Origin of the sequence: Pseudomonas sp. Leaf15 (assembly GCF_001421425.1) — a bacterium.
Taxonomy (GTDB): domain Bacteria; phylum Pseudomonadota; class Gammaproteobacteria; order Pseudomonadales; family Pseudomonadaceae; genus Aquipseudomonas; species Aquipseudomonas salomonii.
Genome location: NZ_LMKI01000002.1, coordinates 1 through 25,416, shown reverse-complemented (window position 1 = coordinate 25,416; position 25,416 = coordinate 1). Strand labels below are relative to the sequence as shown.

Below are 25,416 nucleotides of genomic sequence, written 5' to 3'. Positions count from 1 at the left end.
CGTCTATTTGCGCAACAGGCGCAGACCATTGAACACCACCAGCAGGCTCACGCCCATGTCCGCGAACACCGCCATCCACATGGTCGCCATGCCCAGGAAAGTAACTGCCAGGAAGATCGCCTTGATCACCAATGCCAGGGCGATGTTCTGCTTGAGGATACTCGACGTTTGCCGCGACAGACGAATGAATGCCGGAATCTTGCGCAGGTCATCGTCCATCAACGCCACGTCGGCGGTCTCGATTGCCGTGTCGGTGCCGGCTGCAGCCATGGCAAAGCCGATTTCGGCGCGGGCCAGGGCCGGAGCGTCGTTGATGCCGTCGCCGACCATGCCCACCCGGCGGCCTTGGCCGTAGAGGGTTTCGATCGCTTGCAGTTTGTCGGTGGGCAGCAGGTCGCCCTGGGCCTGATCGATGCCAACCTGCGCCGCAATCGCCTGGGCGGTGTGGGTGTTGTCGCCGGTGAGCATCAGGGTCTTGATGCCCAGTTCGTGCAGTTGCTGGATGGCTTCGCGGCTGCTGTCTTTTACCGTGTCGGCCACGGCGAACAGCGCCAACGGGCCGGACTTGTCGAGCAGCAGCACCACGGACTTGCCTTGTTTTTCCAGGGCGAACAGCTTTTCTTCCAGCGCCGGCGAGCACAGGCCCAGGTCCTCCACCAGACGGTGGTTGCCCAGGTGGTAGGTTTCGCCGTTGATGTCGCCACGCACACCGCGACCTGGCAGCGCCTCGAAGTTATCCACAACGTGGCTTGGCAGGTTTTTATCCACAGCTGCCTTGGCGATAGCCAGCGACACCGGGTGGTCGGAGCGCCCGGCCAAGCTGGCCGCCAGGGCGGGCGCGCTGTCTTCGACGTTGGGGAACAGTGCCAGGTAATCGGTTTGCACCGGTTTGCCGTGGGTGATAGTGCCGGTCTTGTCGAGGGCCAGGTAGTCGAGCTTGTAACCACCTTCCAGGTACACGCCGCCCTTGATCAGGATGCCTTTGCGTGCCGCTGCCGCCAGGCCGCTGACGATGGTCACCGGGGTGGAAATCACCAAGGCACAAGGGCAAGCGACCACCAGCAATACGAGGGCACGGTAGATCCAGTCGAACCACACACCGGCCATGAACAGCGGCGGGATAATCGCCACACCCAGGGCAAACAGGAAGACTGCCGGGGTGTAGACCTTCGAGAAGCTGTCGACAAAGCGCTGGGTCGGCGCCCGTGCGCCCTGGGCCTGTTCCACCGCGTGGATGATTCGCGCCAGGGTGGAGTTGTTGGCGGCTGCGGTGACCTTGTACTCAAGGGAACCGGCCTGGTTGATGGTGCCGGCGAAGACCTTATCGCCCACGGTTTTTTCAATCGGCAGGCTTTCGCCGGTGATCGGCGCCTGATCAATGGTGGATTGGCCGGCGGTGACTTCACCGTCCAGGCCGATGCGCTCGCCGGGTTTTACCCGCACGATGGCGCCCAATTCAATGCTTTTTACTTCCTGTTCAAGCCATGAGCCGTCGGCCTGCTGCACCGTGGCCTGTTCCGGCGTCATTTGCATCAAGCCGCTGATGGCATTACGCGCACGGTCCAGGGACTTGGCTTCGATCAGCTCGGCCACCGTGAACAGGAACATCACCATGGCCGCTTCCGGCCACTGGCCGATCAGGATCGCGCCAGTCACCGCGATGCTCATCAGCGCGTTGATGTTCAGGTTGAGGTTTTTCAGGGCGATCCAGCCCTTTTTATAGGTGGTGAGGCCGCCGCTGAGGATCGATACCAGTGCCACCAGGGCAATCACCCAGGTCGGCGCCACGCCGGTGAAATGCAGCACTTCGGCGCCCAACGCGCCTACGCCGGACACCGCCAACGGCCACCAATGCTTCTTGGCAGGCGGCGCGGCAGCAGGTGTGCCCTCTTCGATAGGGTCGGCCTGCATGCCGATGGATTTGATCGCCGCGATGATCGGCGCAGTGCTCGGCAGGTCATGGGTGACGCCGAGGATGCGATTGATCAGGTTGAATTCCAGCTGCTGCACACCGGCGAGCTTGCCCAGTTTGTTCTGGATCAGCGTCTGTTCGGTGGGGCAATCCATGGCTTCGATGCGGAAAGTGCTCAGGCGCGAGCCGGCTGTCGGCGCTTCGCTCAGCGTAACCACTGCAGGCGCTGCCTTGCTGGAACAGCAGGAATCGCCAGGACCGCCATGCTCATGCTGTTTGACCGGCGTCAGCTTGGCGCCGTGGTCGTGGCTGTGGTCATGGCTATGATCATGAGCATGGTCGTGCGGGTGATCATGTTTTTTCGGGGTGTGGATGGAATCGCTCATTCTGTCGCGTCCGTAGAGGTGCCTGTTGCCAAGTAAAGACCCTGTAGCCACTATAGGGTCAAGCAACCATTTGGAGATTGCTGCGATGAAGATCGGCGAATTGGCCAAACTGACCGATTGTCAGGTAGAAACCATCCGTTATTACGAGAAAGAAGGCCTGCTGCCGCCCCCGGCCCGCACCGATGCCAATTATCGTGTGTACACCCAGGCGCACACCGAGCGGCTGATCTTTATCCGCAACTGCCGCAGCCTGGACATGACACTTGAAGAAATCCGCAGCCTGCTGGGGCTGCGCGACAGCCCTCAGGACCAGTGCGAGAGTGTGAATGCGTTGATCGACGAGCATATCCACCATGTAAAAGCGCGGATCGATGGGCTGTTGGCGCTGCAGGTGCAATTGCTCGACCTGCGCCAACGCTGCGGCGGTGGGCCTGATCTGGACCAGTGCGGGATTTTGCAGCGGCTGGAAGTCAGCGGCAGTGTGGCGGCCAGCGAGGCGGAGCCTTCACATGTGGGCAGAAGCCACGGGCATTAAGGTGCACACAGAACAACTGTGGGAGCTGGCTTGCCTGCGATAGCGGTGGATCAGAGGCATTTGTATCGCCTGACACTCCGCTATCGCAGGCAAGCCAGCTCCCACATAAGCCAGTTGCCACATTTTTAACCGAGACAGGCTTTAGATGGCGACGTCAGCCTTGATGCTCGGATCGGCGTCGTAGCCCACAATCTCGAAATCTTCGAACTTGTAGTCGTAAATCGACGCCGGCTTACGCTTGATTACCAGTTCCGGCAGCTTCTTCGGCGTGCGCGCCAACTGGGTGCGGATCTGTTCCATATGGTTGCTATAGGCGTGGGTGTCGCCAGTGGTGACGATGATCTCGTGCGGGATCAGGTCGCATTGCTGGGCCAGCATATGGGTCAGCAACGCCAGCGCGGCGGTGTTGTACGGCAGGCCGAGGAATACATCGGAGCTGCGGATGTACAACTGCATCGACAGATGGCCGTCATGCACAAACGCCTGGTACAGCAGGTGGCACGGCGGCAGGGCTTGCTTGCCGTTGCGCGCGTTTTCCTGCGGGCTCTTGGTTTCGTCCGGCAGGTATTCGACGTTCCAGCCGTGGAACAGGATGCGACGGCTGTTGGGGTTGTTCTTCAACGTGTCGACCATGTAGTCGATCTGGTTGATGGTGCCGCCGTCCTTGGTGGGCCAGGCGGTCCACTGCTCGCCGTACACCGGGCCAAGGTCGCCGTCTTCGGTGGCCCATTCGTCCCAGATTTTCACGCCGTTTTCGTTCAGCCACTTGATGTTGGTATTACCACTCAACATCCAGATCAATTCGTTGGCGATGCTTTTGAAATGAAGCTTCTTGGTGGTCAGCAGCGGGAAGCCGTCGGCCAAGTTATGCCGATACTGACGAGCAAACACGGCTTTGGTGCCGGTGCCGGTGCGATCGCCCTTGGTCAATCCATTGGTCACGACGTCGTTCAGTAGTTCGAGATATTGCTTCATGTTTTTACCCGTATCAAAGAAGCCGAGGCTCGCAAAAGCCTCGGCATTCGAATTTAAAGCGCGGCGTTCTTGATGCCTTGCGGGCGATTGTACGCCCACCACAGCAGGCCAAGGCCCGCCAGGATCATCGGCATGCTGAGGATCTGACCCATGGTCAGCCAACCCCACGCCAGGTAGCCCAGCTGTGCATCCGGCACGCGGACGAACTCGACGATGAAGCGGAAGATCCCGTAGAACAACGCAAACATGCCGGAAACCGCCATGGTTGGGCGTGGCTTGCGCGAGAAGATGTAAAGAATCAGGAACAGCGCCACACCTTCCAGGGCGAACTGGTAGAGCTGCGACGGATGGCGCGGCAGTTGGGCCGGGTCGCTGAAGGGTGGAAACACCATGGCCCACGGCACGTCGGTCGGCTTGCCCCACAACTCGGCATTGATGAAGTTACCGATGCGCCCGGCACCCAGGCCGATCGGCACGAACGGTGCGACGAAGTCCATCAGTTGGAAGAACGACTTGCCGTTGCGGCGGCCGAACCACCACGCAGCGATCATCACGCCGACAAAGCCGCCGTGGAACGCCATGCCGCCTTTCCACACCTCGAAAATCAGTGTCGGGTTGGCGATATAGGCCGGAAGATCGTAGAACAACACATACCCGAGGCGTCCGCCGACGATGACGCCCATCGACATCCAGAACACCATGTCGGAGAGCTTCTCCTTGGTCCAGGTCGGGTCAAAACGGTTCAGGCGCCGGGAAGCCAGCAGCCAGGCACCGCCGATGCCGATCAGGTACATCAACCCGTACCAATGGATTTGCAGCGGACCGATGGCCACGGCCACCGGGTTGATCTGCGGGTAAGGCAGCATTGCGACTCCTCGTTAAATCATTAGTCATGGCGCACCGGACCATGCCGGTGTGGGATTAAGCCTGCGTTACAGCCGCAATTTCAAATTAAGCCGCCGTTTCAAAATTAAAAGTCAGCACGCGCCCAATAGCCCGGCATGTTAACGGATGGAAGGCGCTCGGCCCAACTTCGATACGATGGATAGCCATCCGTTGTATGGGTAGAGTGAGCAAAACACAAAGGGAACGCCTATGTGCCTGATTGTTTTCGCCTGGCGGCCGGGCCACGCCCAGCCGCTGATCGTCGCGGCCAACCGCGATGAGTTCTACGCCCGCCCCAGCCTGCCGCTGGCTCAGTGGCCGGATGCGCCGCACGTCTACGCCGGTCGCGACCAGGAAGCCGGTGGCACCTGGCTTGGCGTAAACACCGACGGTCGTTTTGCTGCGCTGACCAATATTCGTGACCCGCACCAACCACCTGCGCGAAAGTCCCGCGGGGAGTTGGTGGCGCGCTTTCTCAGTGGATCGCTGCCAATTGACGAATATCTGGCCGATGTTAATGGCCGTTCGATTGAATATTCCGGCTTTAACCTGCTGGTAGGCACCCGGGATGAGTTGTGGCATTACAACGCCAATGAGACCGAGCCTACGCGGCTGGAGGCTGGGGTTTATGGGCTGTCGAATGCCGGGCTGAATACGCCATGGCCCAAATTGCTCAAGGCCAGGGCGGCGTTGAGTGAGCTGCTGGAGAACCCGCAGCCGCAGGCCTTGCTGGATATTTTGAGCGACCCGCAGACTGCGCCGTTTGCCGACTTGCCGGACACTGGCGTGGGCTTGGCGACCGAAAGCCTGCTCTCCAGCGTGTTTATCGCCAGCCCCAGTTATGGGACGCGGGCGAGTACGGCGCTGATTGTGAATGCCGATGGGTCGCGGCAGATGGTGGAGCGTAGTTTTGGGCCACTGGGTGGACGACTGGGAGAGGTCGAACTGAACATTTGATGGCGCTTGGGCTGCCGTCATCGCAGGCAAGCCAGCTCCCACATTTTGAACTGTGAACACAGTCAAATGTGGGAGCTGGCTTGCCTGCGATAGCGGTCTAGAGGGTTTTTGCAGATGCCGGATTGATCATCCGCGTCAGCCCCAGGTTCTTCAGCGCCAGCTGCAGTGAGCTGTGGATCACTTGCGGGTTGTCGATGGTCATCAACTCCGCCAGCAAGTCCTTGGCCATGCTCAGTTCAACCTGGCGCAGCATCCACTTCACCTTCGGCAAGTTGGTGGCGTTCATCGACAAGCTGTCAAAGCCCATCGCCATCAACAGCACCGCTGCCGCCGGGTCGCCGGCCATTTCGCCGCAGATACTCACCGGCTTGCCTTCGGCATGGGCGTCACGCACCACATGTTGCAAGGCTTGCAGCACCGCCGGGTGCAGGTAATCGTAGAGGTCGGCCACCCGTGGGTTGTTGCGGTCCACGGCCAGCAGGTACTGGGTCAAGTCATTGGAGCCGACCGACAGGAAGTCCACCTGCCGCGCCAGTTCTTTGGCCTGGTACACCGCCGCCGGAATTTCGATCATCACGCCAATCGGCGGCATCGGTACGTCGGCGCCTTCGTCGCGTACTTCGCCCCAGGCGCGGTGGATAAGATGCAGCGCCTCTTCCAGCTCGTGCGTGCCGGAGATCATCGGCAGCAGGATGCGCAGGTTGTTCAGACCTTCGCTGGCCTTGAGCATGGCGCGGGTCTGGACGAGGAAAATTTCAGGATGGTCGAGGGTTACACGAATACCGCGCCAGCCAAGGAAGGGGTTGTCTTCCTTGATCGGGAAATACGACAGTGACTTGTCGCCGCCGATGTCCAGGCTGCGCATCGTCACCGGCAACGGGTGGAAGGCGGACAATTGCTCGCGATAAATCGCCAGCTGCTCCTTCTCGCTCGGGAACCGTTGGTTGATCATGAACGGCACTTCGGTGCGGTACAGCCCCACGCCTTCAGCGCCGCGCTGTTGCGCCCGGGCCACATCGGCCAGCAAGCCGGTGTTGACCAGCAGCGGCACGCGGTGGCCATCGAGGGTTACGCACGGCAGCTCGCGCAGCGAGTCGAGGCCCAGCGCCAGTTGTTTCTCTTCTTCCACCACCTCGGCGTATTGCTTGCGCAGCAGCTCGCTGGGGTTGGTAAAGACTTCACCACGATGGCCGTCGACGATCATGTCGATGCCGTCGACCTTGGAATACGGCAGGTCCACCAGGCCCATCACCGTCGGAATACCCATGGCCCGAGCCAGGATCGCGACGTGGGAGTTACCCGAACCCAGTACCGACACCAAACCCACCAGTTTGCCTTCCGGCACTTCACCGAGCATGGTGGCGGTCAGTTCTTCGCTGATCAGGATGGTGTTGTCGGGGTAGACCAGGTTGGTGGTGCGGTCTTCCTGCAGGTAGGCCAGCAGACGGCGGCCGAGGTCGCGCACATCCGAGGCGCGCTCACGCAGGTAGGCGTCGTCCATCAGTTCGAAACGGTTGACGTGATCGGTGACCACCTGGCGCAGCGCGCCCTGTGCCCACTGGCCGGTCTTGATCACGGTTTTGACTTCGTTGCCCAGGGACGCGTCGTCGAGCATCATCTGGTACACGTCGAACAGCGCGCGCTCTTCGGGGCGCAGTTGCGTGGCCAGCTTGGTCGACAGGTTGCGCATGTCGGCGCGCACGCCTTCCAGGGCGGTCTTGAACAGTTTGATTTCGGCGTCGATGTCGTGGACCGTCTTGTCCGGCACCACATCGAGGTCGGCAGGTGGCAGCATGACCACCGCCGTACCGACCGCAGCGCCCGGCGAACCTGGCACGCCGACAAACTTGGCTTCCTGGATGCCCTTGCCCTGACGGCCCAGGCCACGGATCGAACCGGTCGCCTCGGCGTGGGCAATAACCCCGGCAAGCTGCGCGCTCATGGTCACGAGGAAGGCTTCTTCACCTTCGTCGAACTGGCGACGCTCTTTTTGCTGGATGACCAACACGCCGACAACGCGGCGGTGGTGAATAATCGGCGCGCCGAGGAACGAGGCGTAGCGCTCTTCACCGGTTTCGGCAAAGTAGCGATAACGCGGGTGATCGGCCGCGTTTTCAAGGTTCAGGGGTTCTTCACGCGTCCCCACCAGGCCAACCAGACCTTCATTGGGCGCCATGCTGACCTTGCCGATGGAGCGCTTGTTCAAGCCCTCGGTGGCCATCAGCACAAAACGATTGGTCTCTGGGTCCAGCAGGTAAACCGAGCAGACCTGGCTGCCCATGGCTTCCTTGACGCGCAACACAATAATCCCCAACGCCGCCTTGAGATCCTTGGCGGAGTTAACTTCCTGGACGATCTTGCGCAGCGTATTGAGCATGGCTCGGGGTCGAACTCCGTCGTCAGTCGCGCGCTAAAAGGCGCGGGGCAAGCTCTTTGAGAGCGCGACGATAAACCTCGCGCTTGAATGTCACCACCTGGCCCAACGGGTACCAATAGCTGACCCAACGCCAGCCATCGAACTCCGGTTTACCGGTCAAATCCATCCGCACCCGCTGCTCGTTGGAGATCAGGCGCAAAAGAAACCATTTCTGCTTCTGGCCGATGCACAGCGGTTGGCTGTGGGTACGCACCAGGCGTTGCGGCAAACGATAGCGCAACCAGCCACGGGTACAGGCCAGAATTTGCACATCTTCGCGCTCAAGGCCGACTTCTTCATTCAACTCACGGTACAAGGCGTCTTCAGGGGTTTCGTCGGGGTTGATTCCACCTTGAGGAAACTGCCAGGCATCTTGGTTGATTCGGCGAGCCCATAGCACCTGTCCGGCATCATTCGTAAGAATAATCCCGACATTAGGACGGAAACCATCGGGGTCGATCACGGCAACAACCTCGCAAACGCATGTCGCCGCATTGTTCCACAAAGGTTGTTCCAGCGGCAACGAGGCTTCTTACCTTATGTGCACTCTTGTGAAAAGACCGTATTCTGGACGCCTTTTTACAGACTTTTCAGCGAGTAACTGCAATGCGCCTGGCTTTATTCGACTTGGACAACACGCTTCTCGGCGGTGACAGCGATCACGCGTGGGGCGATTACCTGTGTGAGCGGGGGATTCTTGACCCGGTGGCCTACAAAGCCCGCAACGACGAGTTCTACCAGGATTACCTGGCCGGCAAACTCGACAACGCCGCCTACCTGAACTTCAGCCTGGAAATCCTCGGCCGCACCGAGATGGCCCAACTGGACGAATGGCACCGCGACTTCATGCGCGACTGCATCACCCCACTGATGCTGCCGCTCGCCGCCGAGCTGCTGGCCAAGCACCGCGCTGCCGGTGACAAACTGGTAATCATCACCGCCACCAACCGCTTCGTGACCGCGCCGATTGCCGAGTTGCTGGGGGTTGAAACCCTGATCGCCACCGAGTGCGAGATGGAAAATGGCCGGTATACCGGGCGCAGCACGGATATCCCGTGCTTCCGCGAAGGCAAAGTGACGCGCTTGAATCGTTGGCTGGAAGAGACCGGGTACAGCCTGGAAGACAGCTACTTCTATAGCGATTCGATGAATGATTTGCCGTTGCTGGAACAGGTGACGCATGCGGTGGCGGTGGATCCGGACCCGAATTTGCGCGCTGAAGCCGAGAAGCGTGGCTGGCCGGTGATTACCCTGCGCGGCTGATGACGCCATCGCAGGCAAGCCAGCTCCCACATGTTGACCACATTCTCATGTTGGAACTCGGTCAAATGTGGGAGCTGGCTTGCCTGCGATGAAGTCACCTCGGTACCAAGCCCTACATCGGCTTGGCCACCATCAAATAGAAAATCACCAGAAACGCCAGAAACGCCGGCCAGCCCAGGCCAAACCACCAGCGCATATAGGTCGCGGCCTTGATCGGCATCGCCGTGCCATCGCGCAGCGCCTGCTCCGCCATCTTGTGCACACGAATCTGCAGCCACACCACCGGCAGCCAGCAGACACCCGCCAGCACATACAACGCGAACGTCCACTGCAACCAGCTCTGCTGCATCGACCAGCCCGCCAAGTACATCAAGCCGATGCCACTCAACGGCTGAAAAACCGCCGTGGTCGTGGTAAATGCCCAATCCGCGAACACCAAGTGTTTGAAGGTGACCGCGATCACTTCCACCTTGCCGCTGCGCCAGGCGCGCAAGGCGTAATACGCCGAGCCCGCACCCAGGCCAAACAGGATGGTCGAGGACAGGATATGCAGGGTTTTCAACAGCAGGTAAGCGTTCATCGGCGGGGCTCGGTCGAAAAAGGTTCAGTCCAGAGGAGCCAAAGGGCCGCCACCATGAGTACCAGATTTTTGGCGACTGCCGCGTAAGGATCAAACCAGTAATGGGGCAGGACTATGCTGATAATCACGGTATAGCCGCCCATCAACAGTAATTGCAGGATCAGCGCCGACCTGCGCCAGCGCGCAACCAACAACCCCAGGCCCAGCAGGCCATCACACACCGCCCCGGCGATCACGGCCACTGTCGCCCAAGTGCCCTGCACACCGGCCTCGGCCATGATGCGTAGACCCCAGGCGTAACCCGGCCCAACGCAGACCGCCGCCGTACCCAGCCAGATCAGCACCAATACCGCCAGCATCAGCGGGCGAATGGTGCGCTGGCTGCTTTGGGCCGCCGTGGGCCAGCCTTGCAGGCGTGAGGCTAACGGCGCGGCGGTGTAGCCGCAGACCGACGCCAGCACCTCGGGGTCGGCGACGTTATCCCGCTGAGCCAGGGCAATGCTTTGTGAGTTCAAGGCGCGCCAGCCCAGGCGATCACCCAGCCAGCCGCCCAAACCCAGCAATGGCGCTTGCAGGTATCGGCCTGCGCGCCAGCCTTGAGCGACGCGCAGGTGATCAATGACTTGAGCGAGCCGCATCGGCGCGGGCCCCACCACCGGCAGTACCAATGATTCGGCAGGCCACTGGCGCAACACGGCCAGCACCGCGCCGACCAGGTCGTCGATATGCACCGGCTGCAGTTGAGCGTTGAGGTCCAGCAATGGAATCAGCGGCCAGGGCGACAGCCCCGCCAACCAGGCGCTGCTGGCGCCCCCCTCGCCCACCACCAGCGAAGGCCGCAGCACCACGGCGGGTACGCCAAGGCTCAGCAGATAGTCGTCAGCAGCGCCTTTGCTGGCCAGAAATGGCACATCCGATTGCGCTGAGGCGCCGAGGGCAGAGATCTGCAACACTCGCACACCGTGACGGGCGGCCAGATCAAACAGCGCGCGGGCGCCCTGATCCTGGACGCGGCTCAGCTCGGCCGCATCCACGCTCAGCAACCCCGCCGCATTGATGACTAAATCGACCGACTCAGGAAACACCCAGCAACCTGGGTCGGCAGCCAACCGGCCCAAATCCAGCGCCTGCCATTGCACCCCTGGCCAGCCCTGACTGACAGGCTTGCGACACGTCGCGATCACACTGTGCCCAGCCTGCTGCAGGGCGCGCAGCAAGTGGCCACCGACAAAGCCGGTGGCGCCGACAAGCAGAATATTCATCCCGTTAAACCGGCTTGGCACCCATCAACCCGGCAATCGCCACAAACCCCACCAGGCTGACCACCGCCAGCACCAGGGTGAAATTCAGACTACCGCCCTCGCCCTTACGCAGGCGATTAAGCCGCGCCACCAGCCAGAACCACGCCAGTGCGGCCACGGTGTAGAGAATGCTGGAACCCAAAATCCAGGTTTGCCCCAGCGGCCAGCCGAGCAGATGCACCAGCCACCAGCCAGTGAACGGCATGCTGACCACGCAAACCCCCATCAGCAACCACACGAACGCCCAGGGGCGCTGCACGGTAACCGTCGGGCCGGCGCTGCGTTTGCGCCAGGCCAGTACCGCCAGCCCGAGGCCGCTGAGCAACAGCAACACGGTGGCGGTGATGTGAATAACCTTGAGGGTGGTCAGCGTTTCCATGGTCTTGATTCCTTAAAGGCCGCCCAGTCAGCGTAGTCGCTCAACCGAGGAACAGCTGGTAAGCCGGGTTTTCGCTCTCATCCCAATACGGGTAGCCGATTTCAGCCAACGCGGCCGGCACCAGGTGGCGCTCGTCCGCCGGCACTTGCAGGCCTGCAACCACACGGCCGTCAGCCGCGCCGTGGTTGCGATAGTGGAACATCGAGATGTTCCAGCGCCCGCCTAATTTGTTAAGAAAGTTGAACAGTGCGCCGGGACGCTCGGGGAATTCGAAGCGAAACACCAGCTCGTCACTGACTTTGGCCGCATGCCCGCCCACCATATGGCGAATGTGCAACTTGGCCAGCTCGTTTTCGGTCAGGTCCAGCACCGGGAAACCCTGACTGGTGAGGCTGGCGATCAACGCGCTGCGCGGGTCGTTTTCCGGATGAGTCTGCACACCCACGAAAATGTGCGCCTCGCGGCCGGAGTGGTAGCGGTAGTTGAATTCGGTGATCTGGCGCTTGCCCACGGCCTCGCAGAACGCCTTGAAGCTGCCCGGCTGCTCGGGGATGGTCACGGCGATGATGGCTTCGCGGCCTTCACCCAACTCGGCGCGCTCGGCCACATGGCGCAGGCGGTCGAAGTTGACGTTGGCGCCGGAGTCGATGGCCACCAGGGTCTGCCCGGTCACACCACGGGTTTCCACGTATTTCTTGATACCCGCTACGCCCAGCGCGCCCGCAGGCTCGGTGATGGAGCGGGTGTCGTCGTAGATGTCCTTGATGGCCGCGCAGATTTCGTCGGTGCTGACGGTGATCACTTCGTCTACATAGTCTTTGCAGATATCAAAGGTGTGCTGGCCGATCTGCGCTACCGCCACACCGTCGGCAAAGATGCCGACGGTCGGTAGCACTACGCGCTCGCCTGCGGCCATGGCGGCTTGCAGGCAGTTGGAGTCGTCCGGCTCGACGCCGATGATCTTGATTTCCGGGCGCAGGTATTTCACATACGCCGCAATCCCGGCGATCAGGCCGCCGCCGCCCACGGGTACAAAAATCGCGTCCAGAGGCCCAGGGTGCTGGCGCAGAATCTCCATCGCCACGGTGCCCTGCCCGGCAATGGTGTGCGGATCATCGTAGGGGTGAATGTAGACGTAGCCTTTTTCGTCGACCAGTTTGAGCGAGTAGGCCAGGGCTTCCGGGAAGGAATCACCGTGCAGCACCACTTTGCCGCCACGCGAGCGCACGCCTTCAACCTTGATTTCCGGGGTGGTCTTGGGCATCACGATGGTGGCTTTCACCCCCAGCACCTTGGCCGCCAGAGCCAGGCCCTGGGCGTGGTTGCCCGCCGAGGCGGTGACCACACCGCGCGCGCGTTCTTCAGCACTCAGTTGCGTGAGTTTGTTGTAGGCACCGCGAATCTTGAACGAGAACACCGGCTGCAAGTCTTCACGCTTGAGCCAGACCTTGTTGCCCAGCCGCTCGGAGAGCTGGCGAGCGGTCTGCAAGGGGGTTTCTACGGCAACGTCGTAAACGCGCGAGGTAAGGATCTTTTTGACGTACTGTTCAAGCATCGGCGGGAATCACTGGGCGAGTTGGGCAGGGCCAAGGAGTCTAACCCGGCTTTTGGCCGGGCGACCACACGAATCCCGAGGTTTTGTTGGGTTATACTCGCCGCCCTCGATAACTCCCCGCCCGTTCCGGAGCCCGCATGACCCAGGATCAACTCAAACAGGCAGTGGCCCAAGCCGCTGTCGATTTAATCCTTCCTAAACTCGACGATAAAAGCATCGTCGGTGTCGGCACCGGCTCCACCGCCAACTGCTTTATCGACGCGCTGGCCCAGCACAAGGGCGCATTCGACGGCGCCGTGGCCAGCTCCGAAGCCACCGCCGCGCGCCTCAAAGGCCATGGCATTCCAGTGTACGAGCTCAATACCGTGAGCGACCTGGAGTTCTACGTCGACGGCGCCGATGAAAGCGATGAGCACCTGAACCTGATCAAGGGCGGCGGCGCAGCCCTGACCCGCGAGAAGATTGTTGCGGCCGTGGCCAAGACCTTTATCTGCATCGCCGACGCCAGCAAGCTGGTGCCGGTGCTCGGCGCCTTCCCGCTGCCGGTGGAAGTGATCCCGATGGCCCGCAGCCACGTGGCCCGCGAGCTGGTGAAACTGGGCGGCGACCCGGTGTACCGCGAAGGCGTGTTGACCGACAACGGCAATATCATCATTGATGTGTTCAACATGCAGATCACCAACCCGGTGGAGCTGGAGACGCAGATCAATGCGATCGTTGGCGTGGTGACCAATGGCCTGTTCGCGGCGCGCCCGGCGGATGTGTTGCTGTTGGGCACTTCTGAAGGCGTGAAAACCCTTAAAGCCTAAAGCTCAGCGCTAATTTCCTGTGAAGACAGGGCTTGTGTGGGAGCGGGCTTGCTCGCGAATGCGGTGTATCAGTGCCAGATCAGTTGGCTGACACACCGCATTCGCGAGCAAGCCCGCTCCCACATTTTGATTTGTGCTCGACTCGGACTCAATGTAACAAAACCGCTACTTTTCGCAGCACCCCTCGCCAAAACCGTGCGCCACGTCACGGCATCCCACGCCTTTATTGGTATCAAATCCGTTACAAATTACAGTCAGGCGACCCACGCGTTTAACAATGCGCCACTTCGCGCTCGCCCAGGGAATGAGGCGCGCATTGTGCAAAGGGTCTGGGCTGGAAAACCTCAATCACCTCAAGGAAGACCTTGTGATAAAGCCCCTAGCCCTCGCGATCAGCGTGGTCGGCAGCCTGCTGTCGGCGCAAACCCAGGCCTATGATTACGGCCAGCACGCCAATACCACCCTGGAAAAGCTGATCAACGATTACCCCGGCCGGTATCGCGGCACGGCCAATTTCGCCGGCGCGGCGGATTGGATGCAAAGCCAGATGGGTTCGGCCTACAACCTCAGTCGCCAGAACTTCACCTGGAACAACGGCACCCGGGCCTCGCAAAACGTGGTGGCCTATGCTGCCGGCACTAAACCGCAATACGTGGTGATCGGCGCGCACTTTGACACCTACTTCGGCCGCCCGACCTTACAAGGCCTGGACGACAACGGCTCCGGCGCCAGCGTGCTGACCGAAGTGGCGAAGAACCTTGGCGGTTTGCAGCTGGAAAACGGCCTGCAAGTGGTCGCCTTCGGCGCCGAAGAAGAAGGCCTGCGCGGCTCCAAGGCCTTTGTCGATTCACTCAGCGCCAGCCAGCGCGCGAACATGCTGGCGATGATCAACCTCGACAGCCTGATCACCGGCGACATGATGTACGCCCACGCCGGCCAGAACAGCACCGCCAACCCCGCGCTGGCATCGCTGCGCGAACACACCTTCCAGATCGCCAGGGAATTGAACATCCCGTTGTTCACCAACCCCGGCCTGGACCCGCAATACCCCAAGGGCACGGGCTGCTGCAGTGATGGCGAGCCGTTCGAACCGCTGAAGATCCCGATTTTGTACATCGAAGCCACCAACTGGGAGCTGGGCGATCTGGACGGCTACACCCAGACCAACAACCCGAAAATCCCCGGCGGCTCCACCTGGCACGACCCGGCAGAAGACAACAAAACCGTGCTGACCAATGCCTTCGGCCAGGCACGCATCGACCAGCGCCTGCGCGACTATTCGCGCCTGCTTAGCCGCCTGGTGTTGGAGCTGACCAACGCCGACCTGCTGGCCTCGACCGCCTCGGGTGGCGCCGTTGCGCGCAACATGCAGGACAACCTGCAACGCCAGCATCAGGCCATGGTGCGCCTGCATGATCGCCGTTGGTTGACCTTGCAAGCGGCCAGCCGTGAGGTCGGAAGCTTCGACGGCGAAATCGGCATGGACGGCGAATACACCCCGGACAGCGGCTTCGACAGCCCGCTCAACCGCGATGCCCGACGCCTGGGCGTGCACGCCTTGGGCGACTATCAGCTCACCTCAAGCCTGAACATCGGCGCCAGCCTCAGCTACCTCAATGGTCGTGACAAGCTCGAGCAACGCGGCAAACTCGACAGCGACACCTGGCAGGCCGCGGTCTATGCCTTGCTCAACGATGGCGGGCCAAGCTGGTTGGCGGGCGACTTGAGCGTCGGCCATACGCGCTTTGAGGCCAAGCGCAACCTGCTGATCCAGGCCAATGGCGGTCCGGTGCTGCTCAATCAGCAACTGAGCGGCAATACCGACGCGCTGTCCCTGGGCGCGCGCGTACTCGGCGGTTATGACTTCGACTTCGGCGCGATCAAGAGCGGGCCGTTCGCCGGGCTGGATTACAGCCATTCGCGCATCGACAAGTTCCACGAGAAACAGAACCTGCGCACGGCACTGGAGTACGAAGAACAGTCTTTCGATTCCCTGGAAGCCAGCCTCGGCTGGCGCGTGCGCGGTGCCGTCGCGCTGCCCTATGGCTTGAGCCTGCTGCCTTACGGCGACGTCGCCTGGGTCAAGGAACTGGCTGACGGGCGCCTCGATGACCTGCAATTGACTGCCAGCGCCGATGGCCAGGCACGCACCGCCAAGCTGGGTTCCGTGGACAAGAGCTTCGGCCGCGCACAAGTCGGCAGCCAGTTGGCGATTACCCCGCAGTTGGGTGTTTACGCCGAGGTCAACAGCCGCCTTGGGCATGCCGAGGGCAGCCAGACCGGCTACTCCCTGGGCGTGCAATGGATGTTTTGATCAGGGCTTTTTGAACACGTAAAACAGGTTCGGCTCGCTGACCAGGTACAGCGAGCCCTCGTCATCCATGGCGATCCCCTCAGCCTGAGGCACACGTTTTTTCAGGCCATGGCGCCCGTTGAGCAGGGAAAGACTGCTTAACGGGCGACCATCGATGTCCAGCTCCAACACCAGGAACGACTCATCCGACAGCGCCAGCAAATGCCCGCTGCGCTCGTCGTATTGCAGGCTCGACAGATCACGCACAAACAACCCGGCATCGCGCTTGGGGTTGTTGATCACATGCACCGAGTAGGTTTTTTCCGGTTTGAAATGGGGAAACCCGTGCACCTCGTAAATCAGCATCGGGTCGCGCTCCTTGGCCACGAACAGGCGCTTGCCCACCGAGTCGTAAGCCAGCCCCTCGAAACCCTTATTGCCGCCAAGGTGTACGCCCAGGGTCATCTGCTCCGCATCGGCGGCGTCGAGAAATTGGGTGTCGTCATTCACGTGCACCTTGATCAGCCGCTGCTGGGCTTCATCGCTGATCACATAAATGTTGTCACTGATGAACTCAACCGCCTCGGCATCGCCAAAGCCCACCAACGGGATCCGCCGCAGGATCCTGCCATCCAGCGACAGCTCGATCAGCTCGGCGTTTTTGTTGGTCACCGTAAACAGGCTTTTGCGTATCGGGTCGTACGTGAGGGCCGAGACATCATCGTCGAGCCCTTCGATGACCTTGGCTTCCAGGCTGACCCGGTAATCATTCAAGCCAATGGAGCGCTCATCGGCAGGATGACGCCAGTTTTGAAGGTTGAACCAGGCCCGCTCGAACAAGCGAAAGTTCTGCGCGACCGCCCCGGCAATCACCAGGGCGAGCAGCAACAGGATAAAAAACGCGGGTTTGGGGCGGGCGAGTCGACGCATCAGGCAAGCTCAAAGTCAAAAAGTGGCGAATAAGTATCACGCCCGTCTGAATTTAAACTTAAACGCAGTCGACTGTCTGGCGAATGCCGCTGATAGCGAAGTATCCGACGTAATCGTCGGCTATTTCTGCTTCTCGAAACGATAGAACAGGTTCGGCTCACTGACCATGTACAAGGTGCCGGCTTCGTCCATGGTCACGCCTTCGGCACGCGGGATGGTGTTTTTCAGGCCATTGAAGCCGCCGAGCAGGGTCATGAAGCTGACTTGCTCGCCGTGCTCGTCCAGCTCAAGCAGCAGGTGGGAATCGGCCGACAACACCAGCAAATGCCCGGTGCGCGGGTCGACGGCCAGGGCCGAGAGGTTGCGCATGTCCAGCTCGGTGCTGGCGATCTTCTGCTTATCGCCGGTCAGCGTGGCGCCATCGCTTTTCCAGGTGAACAGCGCCGGTGGGCGCTCTTCGCCGAGCACGATCTGCTGGTTGCGCTTATCCCAGGTCACGCCTTCAAATGCCTTGTTCTGGTCCTTGGAGGGGCCCAGGTCATAGTGCTTGAAGTCGGCATAGTTCAGTTGCTGAGTGCTGGCGTCGACGTTCACCACGCTCAGGGTGTGCATGCGCTCGTCGACAATGGCCATCAGGCCGTTTTCCATCACTGTCACGCCTTCCGGGTTGCTCCAGCCGTTGAGCGGCATCTTGCGCAGCACGTCGCCTTGCAGGTTCAGCTCAACCAGGAAAGGGTTTTTGCCCATCACGGAAAACAGGGTTTTGGTCTGCGGGTTGTAGGACAGGTCCGAAGCCTCATCCTTTTCCATGCCCGGCAGCAATTTGCCATCGATCACCGCATGGTAATCCGGCAGCCAGACGCTGGCCTGGCGTTCGGCCGGGGTTTCGAAGCGCTCAGCGAGCCACAGCACCCCACGGTCGTCCCAGTGCATCGCCCAGGCAATGCCGTAAACAATGGCCCCGACCAGAAACAGCCAGGAATACCAACGCAGGGCAAAACGCGAACGGGGCTTGGAAGTGAGGGTAGGCAGGGACACGGCCATTGAGCGCTTTTCCGCAGAGTCAGCTTTAGGTGATAGCACAGGATCAACAAGCCCGCGCGCAGGAGACTGGGATTATCCGGATGGCGTGTGAAAAAAATGCAAAACCACAGCTGTCAAATGATCGTTCCCACGCTCCGCGTGGGAATGCCTCTCGTGACGCGCCGCGTCACGACCTCAAGAGCAGACGCAGAGCGTCCAGGGCTGCATTCCCACGCAGAGCGTGGGAACGATCTGTTAGCGAACGACGCTTTCGAAGCGGCTACCGCCACCCAATTCCAGCACCAACTCATCGCCCACATTCAACGGACCTACACCCGCCGGGGTGCCAGTGAGGATCACATCACCCGCCTGCAGCGAGAAGCAGCCGGCCATGTGCTGGATCATCGGGACAATCGGGTTGAGCATCTGCGAGCTGTTGCCGTCCTGGCGCACTTCGCCATTGATGGTCAGGCGAATGCCGATATCGGTCACGTCGGCAAAGGTGCTGCTGACCACAAAGGGGGCAATCACGGCGGCGCCATCGAAGGACTTGGCAATTTCCCACGGCAAACCCTTGGCTTTCAGCTCCGCCTGCTTGTCGCGCAGGGTCAAATCCAGCGCCGGGGCAAAGCCGGAAATGGCGTCCAGCACTTCTTCACGGCTGGGCTTGGTCGACAACGGTTTGCCGATCAGCACCGCGATTTCCGCTTCGTAGTGCACCGAACCGCGTTCGGTCGGAATGGCGAAACCGCCTTCCAGCGCAACCACGCAACTGCCCGGCTTGATGAACAGCAACGGCTCGGTCGGCACCGGGTTGTCCAGTTCCTTGGCGTGTTCGGCGTAGTTACGCCCGATGCACACCACTTTGCCCAGGGGAAAGTGGATGTTGGTGCCGTCGACATACTTGTGCTGGTAGCTCATGAAACGACTCCTTCAGGGCGGTTAAACAGCGAAGATCTTGCCAGGGTTCATGATCCCGTTCGGGTCGAACACCGCTTTCACTGCTTTCATGTATTCGATTTCAACCGGGGAACGGCTGTAAGTCAGGTAATCGCGCTTGGTCATGCCCACGCCGTGTTCGGCGGAGATCGAGCCGTTGTACTTCTGGACGGTCTCGAACACCCACTTGTTGACGGTGGCGCACTTGGCGAAGAACTCGTCCTTGCTCAGGTTTTCCGGCTTGAGGATGTTCAGGTGCAGGTTGCCGTCACCGATGTGGCCGAACCAGACGATTTCGAAGTCCGGATAGTGTTCGCCGACGATCGCATCAATTTCTTTCAAGAACGCTGGCACTTTCGAGACAGTGACCGAAATGTCGTTCTTGTACGGCGTCCAGTGGGAAATGGTCTCGGAGATGTACTCGCGCAGTTTCCACAGGTTGTGCAGCTGGGTTTCGCTCTGGCTCATCACGCCGTCCAGCACCCAGCCCTGCTCTACGCAGTGCTCGAAGGTTTCCAGGGCGTGGTTGGCGACTTCTTCGGTGGTGGCTTCGAATTCCAGCAGCGCGTAGAACGGGCACTCGGTTTCAAACGGCGCCGGCACGTCGCCACGGCCCATGACCTTGGCCAGGGCTTTGTCGGAGAAGAATTCAAAGGCAGTCAGGTCCAGTTTGCTCTGGAACGCGTGCAATACCGGCATGATCGAGTCGAAATCGGTGGTGCCGAGCACCATGGCGGTGAGGTTTTTCGGCGCACGGTCAAGGCGCATGGTGGCTTCGACCACAAAGCCCAACGTACCTTCGGCGCCTATAAACAGCTGGCGCATGTCGTAGCCGGTGGCGTTCTTGATCAGGTCGCGGTTCAGTTCCAGCACGTCACCCTTGCCGGTGACCACTTTCATGCCGGCCACCCAGTTGCGGGTCATGCCGTAGCGAATCACCTTGATCCCGCCGGCATTGGTGCCGATGTTGCCGCCAATCTGGCTCGAACCCGACGAAGCGAAGTCCACCGGGTAGTACAGGCCTTTTTCTTCGGCGACGTTCTGCAGTTGCTTGGTGACCACGCCCGGCTGGCACACGGCGGTGCGGTCGGTGAGGTTCACGTCGAGGATCTGGTTCATGTAGTCGAACGAGACGACCACTTCACCATTGGCCGCCACCGCAGCGGCCGACAGGCCGGTACGCCCGCCCGATGGCACCAGCGCCACCTTGTGTTCATTGGCCCAACGGACGATGGCCTGCACCTGCTCGATGGTCTTGGGGAACACGATAGCGGTCGGCGCAGGGGCGAAGTGCTTGGTCCAATCCTTGCCGTAAGCCTCCAGGGAGTCTGCATCGGTCAGCACTTTGCCGGGCTCAACCAGGGTCTTTAGCTCATCAATCAGGGCAGGATGGGTCATCGACGGAACTCTCGAACAATTCATGGTCATCCTGAGAACGCTTCACGTCGCAGGAATGGGTGTTTAGCGGGGCACGTATGCTAGCATACCGCCCCCGCAGGACAGAGCCCAAGGGCGTTTCTGCGGTGACGGCTTTCCTGCCGTCCGGGTCAGCTCTTGTGCACTGATTCAAGGCACTAACTGCTCGATTCCCTGCCATTTTTCTCCGGGATACAGGTTTACGCAGATGAGCAAGACTTCTCTCGATAAGAGCAAGATCAAGTTCCTTCTTCTGGAAGGCGTCCACCCATCGGCTGTCGACGTACTGAAAGCCGCTGGGTACTCCAGCATTGAGTACATCACCAGTTCTCTGCCGGAAGCCCAGTTAAAGGAAAAGATCGCCGACGCGCACTTTATCGGCATTCGCTCCCGCACTCAGCTGACCGAAGAGATCTTCGACCACGCCAAGAAACTCGTGGCCGTCGGCTGTTTCTGCATCGGCACCAACCAGGTCGACCTAAACGCTGCGCGCGAGCGCGGCATTGCGGTGTTCAACGCACCGTACTCCAACACCCGTTCCGTTGCGGAGCTGGTATTGGCCGAGGCGATCCTGTTGCTGCGCGGCATTCCTGAGAAAAACGCTTCCTGCCACCGTGGCGGCTGGATCAAAAGCGCGGCGAACTCCTTCGAAATCCGTGGCAAAAAGCTGGGTATCGTCGGTTACGGTTCGATCGGCACGCAGCTGTCGGTGCTGGCTGAAGGCTTAGGGATGCAGGTGTTCTTCTACGACACCCTGACCAAGCTGCCATTGGGCAACGCCACGCAAGTGTCGAGCCTGACCGAGCTGCTGGGCATGTCCGACATCGTGACCCTGCACGTACCGGAAACCGCTGAGACCCAGTGGATGATCGGCGAGAAGGAAATCCGCGCCATCAAAAAGGGCGGCATCCTGATCAACGCGGCACGCGGCACTGTGGTTGAGTTGGACGCCCTGGCCGACGCGATCAAGGACAAGCACCTGATCGGCGCCGCTATCGACGTGTTCCCGGTAGAGCCACGCTCTAACGACGACATCTTCGAAAGCCCGCTGCGTGGCCTGGACAACGTGATCCTGACGCCGCACATCGGCGGCTCCACCGCTGAAGCCCAAGCCAACATCGGCCTGGAAGTATCGGAAAAGCTGGTCAAGTACAGCGACAACGGTACCTCGGTGTCTTCGGTCAACTTCCCCGAAGTGGCGCTGCCGGCTCACCCTGGCAAGCACCGTCTGCTGCACATCCACCAGAACATTCCTGGGGTGATGATGGAGATCAACAAGGTCTTCGCGGAAAACGGCATCAACATCTCCGGTCAGTTCCTGCAGACCAACGAGAAGGTTGGCTACGTGGTGATCGACGTCGACGCCGAGTACTCGGACCTGGCGCAAGAGAAGCTGCAGCACATCAACGGCACTATTCGTAGCCGCGTGTTGTTCTAACGCTTTGAACGCTGCACAAAAAAGGGAGCCTTTCGGGGCTCCCTTTTTTTGTCTGAACAAATCTTACTTGACGTTAACCGTGATGACTTTGGAGGCTACAGTCGGGTTGAACTGCATGTGCAGTTTGTCGCCGGCTACCAGTTGCAAGGTGTGCTTGCCTGGGGTGAGGGTCAGCTCGGTTTCGGTCTGGGCCTTGCCGTAGTGGATCACGGTGTCGGTGGCCGGGATCGGCACGCTGGCGTCCGGCAGCTCTTTCTGGTCGATCAGCAGGTGGTGGTGGCCGGTGCCTGGGTCCTGGCTGGTCGCTGGCGCCAGTTTCAGGCCTTCCATGCCGAACTTCACAGTGAAGGTTTTATCGACAGTGGCGCCGTCTTTGGGCGACACGATAAAGACTTTGGCGCCTTCCGGTGGCGCGCTGCGCGGGATACCGTCGGCAGCTGTAGCCAACATCGAAGCACCCAGCAAGAGGCTGGCCAGGGTTGCACGGGACAAAAGGGCTTTCATTCGCTTCTCCAGTTTTACGGTGAAATCTGTAGGGTTATGACAACTTCGCGACAAATTGCTGTCCAAGGCACTCAACACCATAGCAAGCGATGCTCAATGGCGCCTCGCACGCACAAATTCTTTAGGAGCGACCATGCGCTTTGTGCCTGGCCTTGTACTTTTACTGCCCCTGTTGAGCCCACTGGCTCACGCCGAACTGATCGATGACGTGTTTGATCGCGGCGAACTGCGCATTGCCCTGGAGGCCAACACCCCGCCTTACAACTTCAAGGACGGTGACAAGCTAACCGGTTTTGAAGTGGAGCTGGGTGAACAATTAGCCAAGGAAATGGAGGTTCGCCCCTCGTTCATCACCGTCGATGACGCCGACCTGTTGCCGGGCGTCGAAAGCGGCAAGTTCGACGTGGCCATCAACCATATCGCTATGACTGCCGCGCTGCAGGATCGGTTCGATTTCAGTCAGGCCTATAAGCAAACACCTGAGCTGGCCATTCCATTCCAAAAGGGCAACCCGGCCTTCAAAAGCAGCCTGGACAATGCATTGCAGCGGGTGAAGGCCGATGGCCGCTTGAAGGCGCTGACGCAGAAGTGGTTTGCACCTGAGTGAAACACAGTCGATGTGGGAGCTGGCTTGCCTGCGATGGCGGCATGCCAGTCGACACCGCTATCGCAGGCAAGCCAGCTCCCACATTTGATCTGGGTTGAACCTCAAAGTTGTGCCAGGGCAATTGCCGCCTCAGGCAACTCCAGCTCACTGAACACCCGCACGCCATGGCGCTTGAGCAGCGCCGCCGTCACGCCTTCGCCGCTGACCTTTACACCGCTGAAGGTGCCGTCATAGGTCAGCAGGTTGCCGCAGGACGGGCTATTGGCCTTGAGAATCGCGATGCGGATGTTATGCCGCTGCGCCAACGCCAGCGCCTGGCGGGCGCCGTCGAGGAAAGCGGCGCTGAAGTCTTCGCCCTCGGCCGTCAGCACTTGCGCACGCCCTTCCCACACATCTATACCCTGCCCGCCGGGGATCTCAGCGGGAGGCCGCGGGGTCGGTAAACCGCCTGACACTTCCGGGCAGATCGCAACCACCCGGCCTTCGGCCTGCCAGGCCGCCAATTGATCGAAGGGGCCGCTGGCGCCACCGTCGTAGCGCACCTTGTGCCCGAGCAGGCAGCGGCTGATCAGAATCTTTTCCATGTTTAAAACGGCTCGTTACCGCGTCGGCGAAACCAGCCGGTCAGGGACAGGCGTTCACGCGTGGCGGGCAGGACTTCGTGGGGCACCTCCCCCGACAGGAACACCACCAGGCTACCGCCGGTGGGCACCACATCGTATTCCACGCCGCCCTTGAGGTACATGCGCAACTGGCCGCCATGCTCAGGCAACCAGGCGTCATTCAAATAGACCACCGCCGAGACCATGCGCCGGTCATCGTCGCGAAAACGGTCCAGGTGCTTGAGGTAAAACGCCCCTGGCGGGTACATCGCGAAGTGGCTTTCGAAATCTTCCAGGCCCAGGAACAGGCTGCGGTTCATGGCCAGGCGCAGGTTGTCCATCACGCTCATGTAGGTCTCGCATACGGCAGCGTCGCCCTCCTCCAGCCACTGGATATGGTCACCCCGAATGCCCTCGCGTATCTCCTGCGCGGGTCCGCGTCCTACAGCCGCCGGAGCCAATTCACCCTCAGCCGCACGTTTACGGCACTCAGCCGCCAACTCCAGGGTCAGAGCCTGGGGCAGGAAGCCGTTCTGCTGCGACCAACCTTTTTCGGCCAGGTCGTCGACGATGCGTTGCAGCAGCGGGTGTTCGAGGGATATTTGCATGGCGCGCATAGTATCCATACGCCTATGAATCCGACAGAGCCGCCGAGCGTCTGAACACACTTTAGTCAGGTGACTGATAGGATTTCTCGACAAATCCTACGCCCGACACGGACAATAGTGGCCGACTGACAGGAGTCCCTATGCGTCGTTTGTTTTTTTCCTTGCTGATGTTCTGCGTTTTGCCCGCTTGGGCAGACGGCCACGACCAGTTGTACAAGGTCGCCGGCTGGGCCGAACAACGTGCGCATTTCAATGACGCCCTCAGTGCCGCCCAGCAACGCTACCGCAATAGCCTGCCGCCGGCGGTGTACCAGGCGCTGGTGGACAACAGCAATAAACGCTTCGCCGCCCAGGCCATGGATCAGCGGGCCGAGGCGCAATTGCGCAAAAACCTGATGGACCCGAAACCGGCCCTGGCGTTTTTCCAGTCGCCATTGGGCCGCAAAATCGTCGCCGCCGAACTGCTGGCCACACGCCGCGACCAACTGGCGAAAAATGCCAAGGGCCTGCCGCACATTGAAGCCGACGCCACCCGTAGCCTGATCATCGGCCACCTGGCCCAGGCGCTGCCGGCCCGTGAAGCCGGTGCGGAAGTCAGCCTGGCGATTGCCGGCGTGGCGGCCGACAGCTTGAGCCAGATGATTCCCGGCCTGTTGGGCGGCGGTCAGGCGCAAGGCATGTTGAACGGCCAACGTGAGCGGCTGATGCAGCAGATCGGCAATGACCTGAACAACACGCTGCTGTACGTCTACCGAGATTTATCCGACCCGGAGCTGGAGGAATTCGCTACGTTTGCGGAGTCGCCTGAAGGTCGGTCGTATTACAAGGCGGCGCTGGCCGCGATTCGCGCCGGCTTGGCGGTCGGCCAGAGCACCTCCAGCCTGACGCAATAAGTAATGTGGAAACAGGCTTGTGTGGGAGCTGGCTCCCACAGAAAAACAGCTCTTCAGCGCATGCAAATCCGCAGCCGACCTCATGTTCAAAACCGCATGCGGTCAACTGTGGGAGCGGGCTTGCTCGCGAATGCGGTGGGTCAGTCAATTCATCTGTCACTGACCCACCAAAGCCCTCCGCTGTAATGCGCTTGCGGGAAATTGCCGAAC

The 25,416-nt window shown here is 60.6% G+C and carries 24 protein-coding genes; 8 read left to right on the top strand and 16 right to left on the bottom strand.

Features of this window, described 5'->3' with window-relative positions:
- Positions 1-3: 3 nt before the first annotated feature.
- Positions 4-2,298, bottom strand: coding sequence for a heavy metal translocating P-type ATPase (locus ASE80_RS03380; RefSeq protein WP_056857665.1), 2,295 nt, complete (start codon positions 2,296-2,298; stop codon positions 4-6).
- An 85-nt stretch (positions 2,299-2,383) separates the two neighbouring features.
- Here ASE80_RS03380 and cadR point away from each other — a divergent pair, with 85 nt between their 5' ends.
- Entirely contained in the window at positions 2,384-2,833 is a 450-nt protein-coding gene (cadR, locus tag ASE80_RS03375; RefSeq protein ID WP_053258516.1) for a Cd(II)/Pb(II)-responsive transcriptional regulator, read from the top strand.
- A gap of 141 nt (positions 2,834-2,974) precedes the next feature.
- On the opposite strand, the gene ASE80_RS03370 is transcribed toward cadR, so the two are convergent.
- Positions 2,975-3,808, bottom strand: a complete 834-nt coding sequence (locus ASE80_RS03370) for a thymidylate synthase (RefSeq protein ID WP_017139496.1) — start codon at positions 3,806-3,808, stop codon at positions 2,975-2,977.
- Positions 3,809-3,861: 53 nt separating this feature from the next.
- Positions 3,862-4,674, bottom strand: a complete 813-nt coding sequence (lgt, locus tag ASE80_RS03365; protein WP_056857664.1) for a prolipoprotein diacylglyceryl transferase — start codon at positions 4,672-4,674, stop codon at positions 3,862-3,864.
- A gap of 229 nt (positions 4,675-4,903) precedes the next feature.
- Here lgt and ASE80_RS03360 point away from each other — a divergent pair, with 229 nt between their 5' ends.
- Positions 4,904-5,650 (top strand): NRDE family protein, encoded by a 747-nt coding sequence (locus tag ASE80_RS03360; protein ID WP_056857663.1) that lies wholly within the window; start codon positions 4,904-4,906, stop codon positions 5,648-5,650.
- Between the two features lie 97 nt (positions 5,651-5,747).
- On the opposite strand, the gene ptsP is transcribed toward ASE80_RS03360, so the two are convergent.
- Together ptsP and ASE80_RS03350 are read right to left on the bottom strand one after the other, a co-directional pair.
- On the bottom strand, positions 5,748-8,027 hold the full coding sequence (gene ptsP, locus ASE80_RS03355) for a phosphoenolpyruvate--protein phosphotransferase (RefSeq protein WP_056857662.1): 2,280 nt from the start codon (positions 8,025-8,027) through the stop codon (positions 5,748-5,750).
- 22 nt (positions 8,028-8,049) lie between these two features.
- Positions 8,050-8,529 carry an RNA pyrophosphohydrolase gene (locus ASE80_RS03350; protein ID WP_003176750.1) on the bottom strand — a complete coding sequence of 160 codons (480 nt, stop codon included), beginning with the start codon at positions 8,527-8,529 and terminating at the stop codon, positions 8,050-8,052.
- 143 nt (positions 8,530-8,672) lie between these two features.
- On the opposite strand from ASE80_RS03350, the gene ASE80_RS03345 reads away from it, so the two are divergent.
- Positions 8,673-9,329, top strand: a complete 657-nt coding sequence (locus ASE80_RS03345) for an HAD family hydrolase (protein WP_056857661.1) — start codon at positions 8,673-8,675, stop codon at positions 9,327-9,329.
- Positions 9,330-9,441: 112 nt separating this feature from the next.
- Here the strand turns inward: ASE80_RS03345 and ASE80_RS03340 are convergent, their stop codons facing one another.
- Genes ASE80_RS03340 through ilvA form a run of 4 tightly spaced genes read right to left on the bottom strand, consistent with a single transcriptional unit; the run spans position 9,442 to position 13,144 of the window.
- Positions 9,442-9,909, bottom strand: coding sequence for a DUF2269 family protein (locus ASE80_RS03340; RefSeq protein ID WP_056857660.1), 468 nt, complete (start codon positions 9,907-9,909; stop codon positions 9,442-9,444).
- Entirely contained in the window at positions 9,906-11,171 is a 1,266-nt protein-coding gene (locus ASE80_RS03335) for an SDR family oxidoreductase (RefSeq protein WP_056857659.1), read from the bottom strand. Before ASE80_RS03335 ends, ASE80_RS03340 begins: the two co-directional genes overlap by 4 nt.
- 4 nt (positions 11,172-11,175) lie before the next feature.
- Positions 11,176-11,589, bottom strand: a complete 414-nt coding sequence (locus ASE80_RS03330; RefSeq protein ID WP_056857658.1) for a DUF2269 family protein — start codon at positions 11,587-11,589, stop codon at positions 11,176-11,178.
- 40 nt (positions 11,590-11,629) lie between these two features.
- Positions 11,630-13,144, bottom strand: a complete 1,515-nt coding sequence (ilvA, locus tag ASE80_RS03325) for a threonine ammonia-lyase, biosynthetic (protein WP_056857657.1) — start codon at positions 13,142-13,144, stop codon at positions 11,630-11,632.
- Positions 13,145-13,281: 137 nt separating this feature from the next.
- Here ilvA and rpiA point away from each other — a divergent pair, with 137 nt between their 5' ends.
- Together rpiA and ASE80_RS03315 are read left to right on the top strand one after the other, a co-directional pair.
- Positions 13,282-13,953, top strand: coding sequence for a ribose-5-phosphate isomerase RpiA (gene rpiA / locus ASE80_RS03320; RefSeq protein WP_005792336.1), 672 nt, complete (start codon positions 13,282-13,284; stop codon positions 13,951-13,953).
- 367 nt (positions 13,954-14,320) lie between these two features.
- A complete protein-coding gene (locus ASE80_RS03315; protein ID WP_056857768.1) occupies positions 14,321-16,267 on the top strand; it encodes an autotransporter domain-containing protein in 1,947 nt (648 codons plus the stop codon).
- Here ASE80_RS03315 and ASE80_RS03310 read toward each other — a convergent pair whose 3' ends face one another.
- The 4 genes from ASE80_RS03310 to ASE80_RS03295 all read right to left on the bottom strand — a co-directional run bounded on the left by ASE80_RS03310 (position 16,268) and on the right by ASE80_RS03295 (position 20,536).
- On the bottom strand, positions 16,268-17,176 hold the full coding sequence (locus tag ASE80_RS03310) for an SdiA-regulated domain-containing protein (protein WP_056857656.1): 909 nt from the start codon (positions 17,174-17,176) through the stop codon (positions 16,268-16,270).
- 120 nt (positions 17,177-17,296) lie between these two features.
- Entirely contained in the window at positions 17,297-18,220 is a 924-nt protein-coding gene (locus tag ASE80_RS03305) for an SdiA-regulated domain-containing protein (RefSeq protein ID WP_056857655.1), read from the bottom strand.
- Positions 18,221-18,454: 234 nt separating this feature from the next.
- Positions 18,455-19,120 carry a fumarylacetoacetate hydrolase family protein gene (locus tag ASE80_RS03300; RefSeq protein ID WP_017139509.1) on the bottom strand — a complete coding sequence of 222 codons (666 nt, stop codon included), beginning with the start codon at positions 19,118-19,120 and terminating at the stop codon, positions 18,455-18,457.
- 21 nt (positions 19,121-19,141) lie between these two features.
- Positions 19,142-20,536, bottom strand: a complete 1,395-nt coding sequence (locus ASE80_RS03295) for an FAD-binding oxidoreductase (RefSeq protein WP_017139510.1) — start codon at positions 20,534-20,536, stop codon at positions 19,142-19,144.
- Positions 20,537-20,762: 226 nt separating this feature from the next.
- Between ASE80_RS03295 and serA the strand changes: the two genes are divergently transcribed.
- Complete coding sequence (serA, locus tag ASE80_RS03290) at positions 20,763-21,992, top strand: phosphoglycerate dehydrogenase (protein ID WP_010167810.1); 1,230 nt, start codon at positions 20,763-20,765, stop codon at positions 21,990-21,992.
- A 63-nt stretch (positions 21,993-22,055) separates the two neighbouring features.
- Here serA and ASE80_RS03285 read toward each other — a convergent pair whose 3' ends face one another.
- Positions 22,056-22,496, bottom strand: a complete 441-nt coding sequence (locus ASE80_RS03285) for a DUF4399 domain-containing protein (protein ID WP_017139512.1) — start codon at positions 22,494-22,496, stop codon at positions 22,056-22,058.
- 133 nt (positions 22,497-22,629) lie between these two features.
- On the opposite strand from ASE80_RS03285, the gene ASE80_RS03280 reads away from it, so the two are divergent.
- Complete coding sequence (locus tag ASE80_RS03280; RefSeq protein ID WP_056857654.1) at positions 22,630-23,103, top strand: transporter substrate-binding domain-containing protein; 474 nt, start codon at positions 22,630-22,632, stop codon at positions 23,101-23,103.
- Between the two features lie 101 nt (positions 23,104-23,204).
- Here ASE80_RS03280 and ASE80_RS03275 read toward each other — a convergent pair whose 3' ends face one another.
- Positions 23,205-23,687 (bottom strand): DUF523 domain-containing protein, encoded by a 483-nt coding sequence (locus ASE80_RS03275; protein ID WP_056857653.1) that lies wholly within the window; start codon positions 23,685-23,687, stop codon positions 23,205-23,207.
- A gap of 2 nt (positions 23,688-23,689) precedes the next feature.
- Positions 23,690-24,322, bottom strand: a complete 633-nt coding sequence (locus tag ASE80_RS03270) for a 2OG-Fe(II) oxygenase (protein WP_056857652.1) — start codon at positions 24,320-24,322, stop codon at positions 23,690-23,692.
- 131 nt (positions 24,323-24,453) lie between these two features.
- Between ASE80_RS03270 and ASE80_RS03265 the strand changes: the two genes are divergently transcribed.
- Entirely contained in the window at positions 24,454-25,206 is a 753-nt protein-coding gene (locus tag ASE80_RS03265) for a DUF2059 domain-containing protein (protein WP_056857651.1), read from the top strand.
- Positions 25,207-25,416 lie beyond the last annotated feature (210 nt).

What these genes read in the sequence shown, in the direction of transcription:
- ASE80_RS03380 (WP_056857665.1), bottom strand. Translation starts at nt 2,298, where the DNA reads ATGAGCGATTCCATCCACACCCCGAAAAAACATGATCACCCGCACGAC.
- cadR (WP_053258516.1), top strand. Translation starts at nt 2,384, where the DNA reads ATGAAGATCGGCGAATTGGCCAAACTGACCGATTGTCAGGTAGAAACC.
- ASE80_RS03370 (WP_017139496.1), bottom strand. Translation starts at nt 3,808, where the DNA reads ATGAAGCAATATCTCGAACTACTGAACGACGTCGTGACCAATGGATTG.
- lgt (WP_056857664.1), bottom strand. Translation starts at nt 4,674, where the DNA reads ATGCTGCCTTACCCGCAGATCAACCCGGTGGCCGTGGCCATCGGTCCG.
- ASE80_RS03360 (WP_056857663.1), top strand. Translation starts at nt 4,904, where the DNA reads ATGTGCCTGATTGTTTTCGCCTGGCGGCCGGGCCACGCCCAGCCGCTG.
- ptsP (WP_056857662.1), bottom strand. Translation starts at nt 8,027, where the DNA reads ATGCTCAATACGCTGCGCAAGATCGTCCAGGAAGTTAACTCCGCCAAG.
- ASE80_RS03345 (WP_056857661.1), top strand. Translation starts at nt 8,673, where the DNA reads ATGCGCCTGGCTTTATTCGACTTGGACAACACGCTTCTCGGCGGTGAC.
- ASE80_RS03340 (WP_056857660.1), bottom strand. Translation starts at nt 9,909, where the DNA reads ATGAACGCTTACCTGCTGTTGAAAACCCTGCATATCCTGTCCTCGACC.
- ASE80_RS03335 (WP_056857659.1), bottom strand. Translation starts at nt 11,171, where the DNA reads ATGAATATTCTGCTTGTCGGCGCCACCGGCTTTGTCGGTGGCCACTTG.
- ASE80_RS03330 (WP_056857658.1), bottom strand. Translation starts at nt 11,589, where the DNA reads ATGGAAACGCTGACCACCCTCAAGGTTATTCACATCACCGCCACCGTG.
- ilvA (WP_056857657.1), bottom strand. Translation starts at nt 13,144, where the DNA reads ATGCTTGAACAGTACGTCAAAAAGATCCTTACCTCGCGCGTTTACGAC.
- rpiA (WP_005792336.1), top strand. Translation starts at nt 13,282, where the DNA reads ATGACCCAGGATCAACTCAAACAGGCAGTGGCCCAAGCCGCTGTCGAT.
- ASE80_RS03310 (WP_056857656.1), bottom strand. Translation starts at nt 17,176, where the DNA reads ATGCGTCGACTCGCCCGCCCCAAACCCGCGTTTTTTATCCTGTTGCTG.
- ASE80_RS03305 (WP_056857655.1), bottom strand. Translation starts at nt 18,220, where the DNA reads ATGGCCGTGTCCCTGCCTACCCTCACTTCCAAGCCCCGTTCGCGTTTT.
- ASE80_RS03300 (WP_017139509.1), bottom strand. Translation starts at nt 19,120, where the DNA reads ATGAGCTACCAGCACAAGTATGTCGACGGCACCAACATCCACTTTCCC.
- ASE80_RS03295 (WP_017139510.1), bottom strand. Translation starts at nt 20,536, where the DNA reads ATGACCCATCCTGCCCTGATTGATGAGCTAAAGACCCTGGTTGAGCCC.
- serA (WP_010167810.1), top strand. Translation starts at nt 20,763, where the DNA reads ATGAGCAAGACTTCTCTCGATAAGAGCAAGATCAAGTTCCTTCTTCTG.
- ASE80_RS03285 (WP_017139512.1), bottom strand. Translation starts at nt 22,496, where the DNA reads ATGAAAGCCCTTTTGTCCCGTGCAACCCTGGCCAGCCTCTTGCTGGGT.
- ASE80_RS03280 (WP_056857654.1), top strand. Translation starts at nt 22,630, where the DNA reads ATGCGCTTTGTGCCTGGCCTTGTACTTTTACTGCCCCTGTTGAGCCCA.
- ASE80_RS03275 (WP_056857653.1), bottom strand. Translation starts at nt 23,687, where the DNA reads ATGGAAAAGATTCTGATCAGCCGCTGCCTGCTCGGGCACAAGGTGCGC.
- ASE80_RS03270 (WP_056857652.1), bottom strand. Translation starts at nt 24,322, where the DNA reads ATGCGCGCCATGCAAATATCCCTCGAACACCCGCTGCTGCAACGCATC.
- ASE80_RS03265 (WP_056857651.1), top strand. Translation starts at nt 24,454, where the DNA reads ATGCGTCGTTTGTTTTTTTCCTTGCTGATGTTCTGCGTTTTGCCCGCT.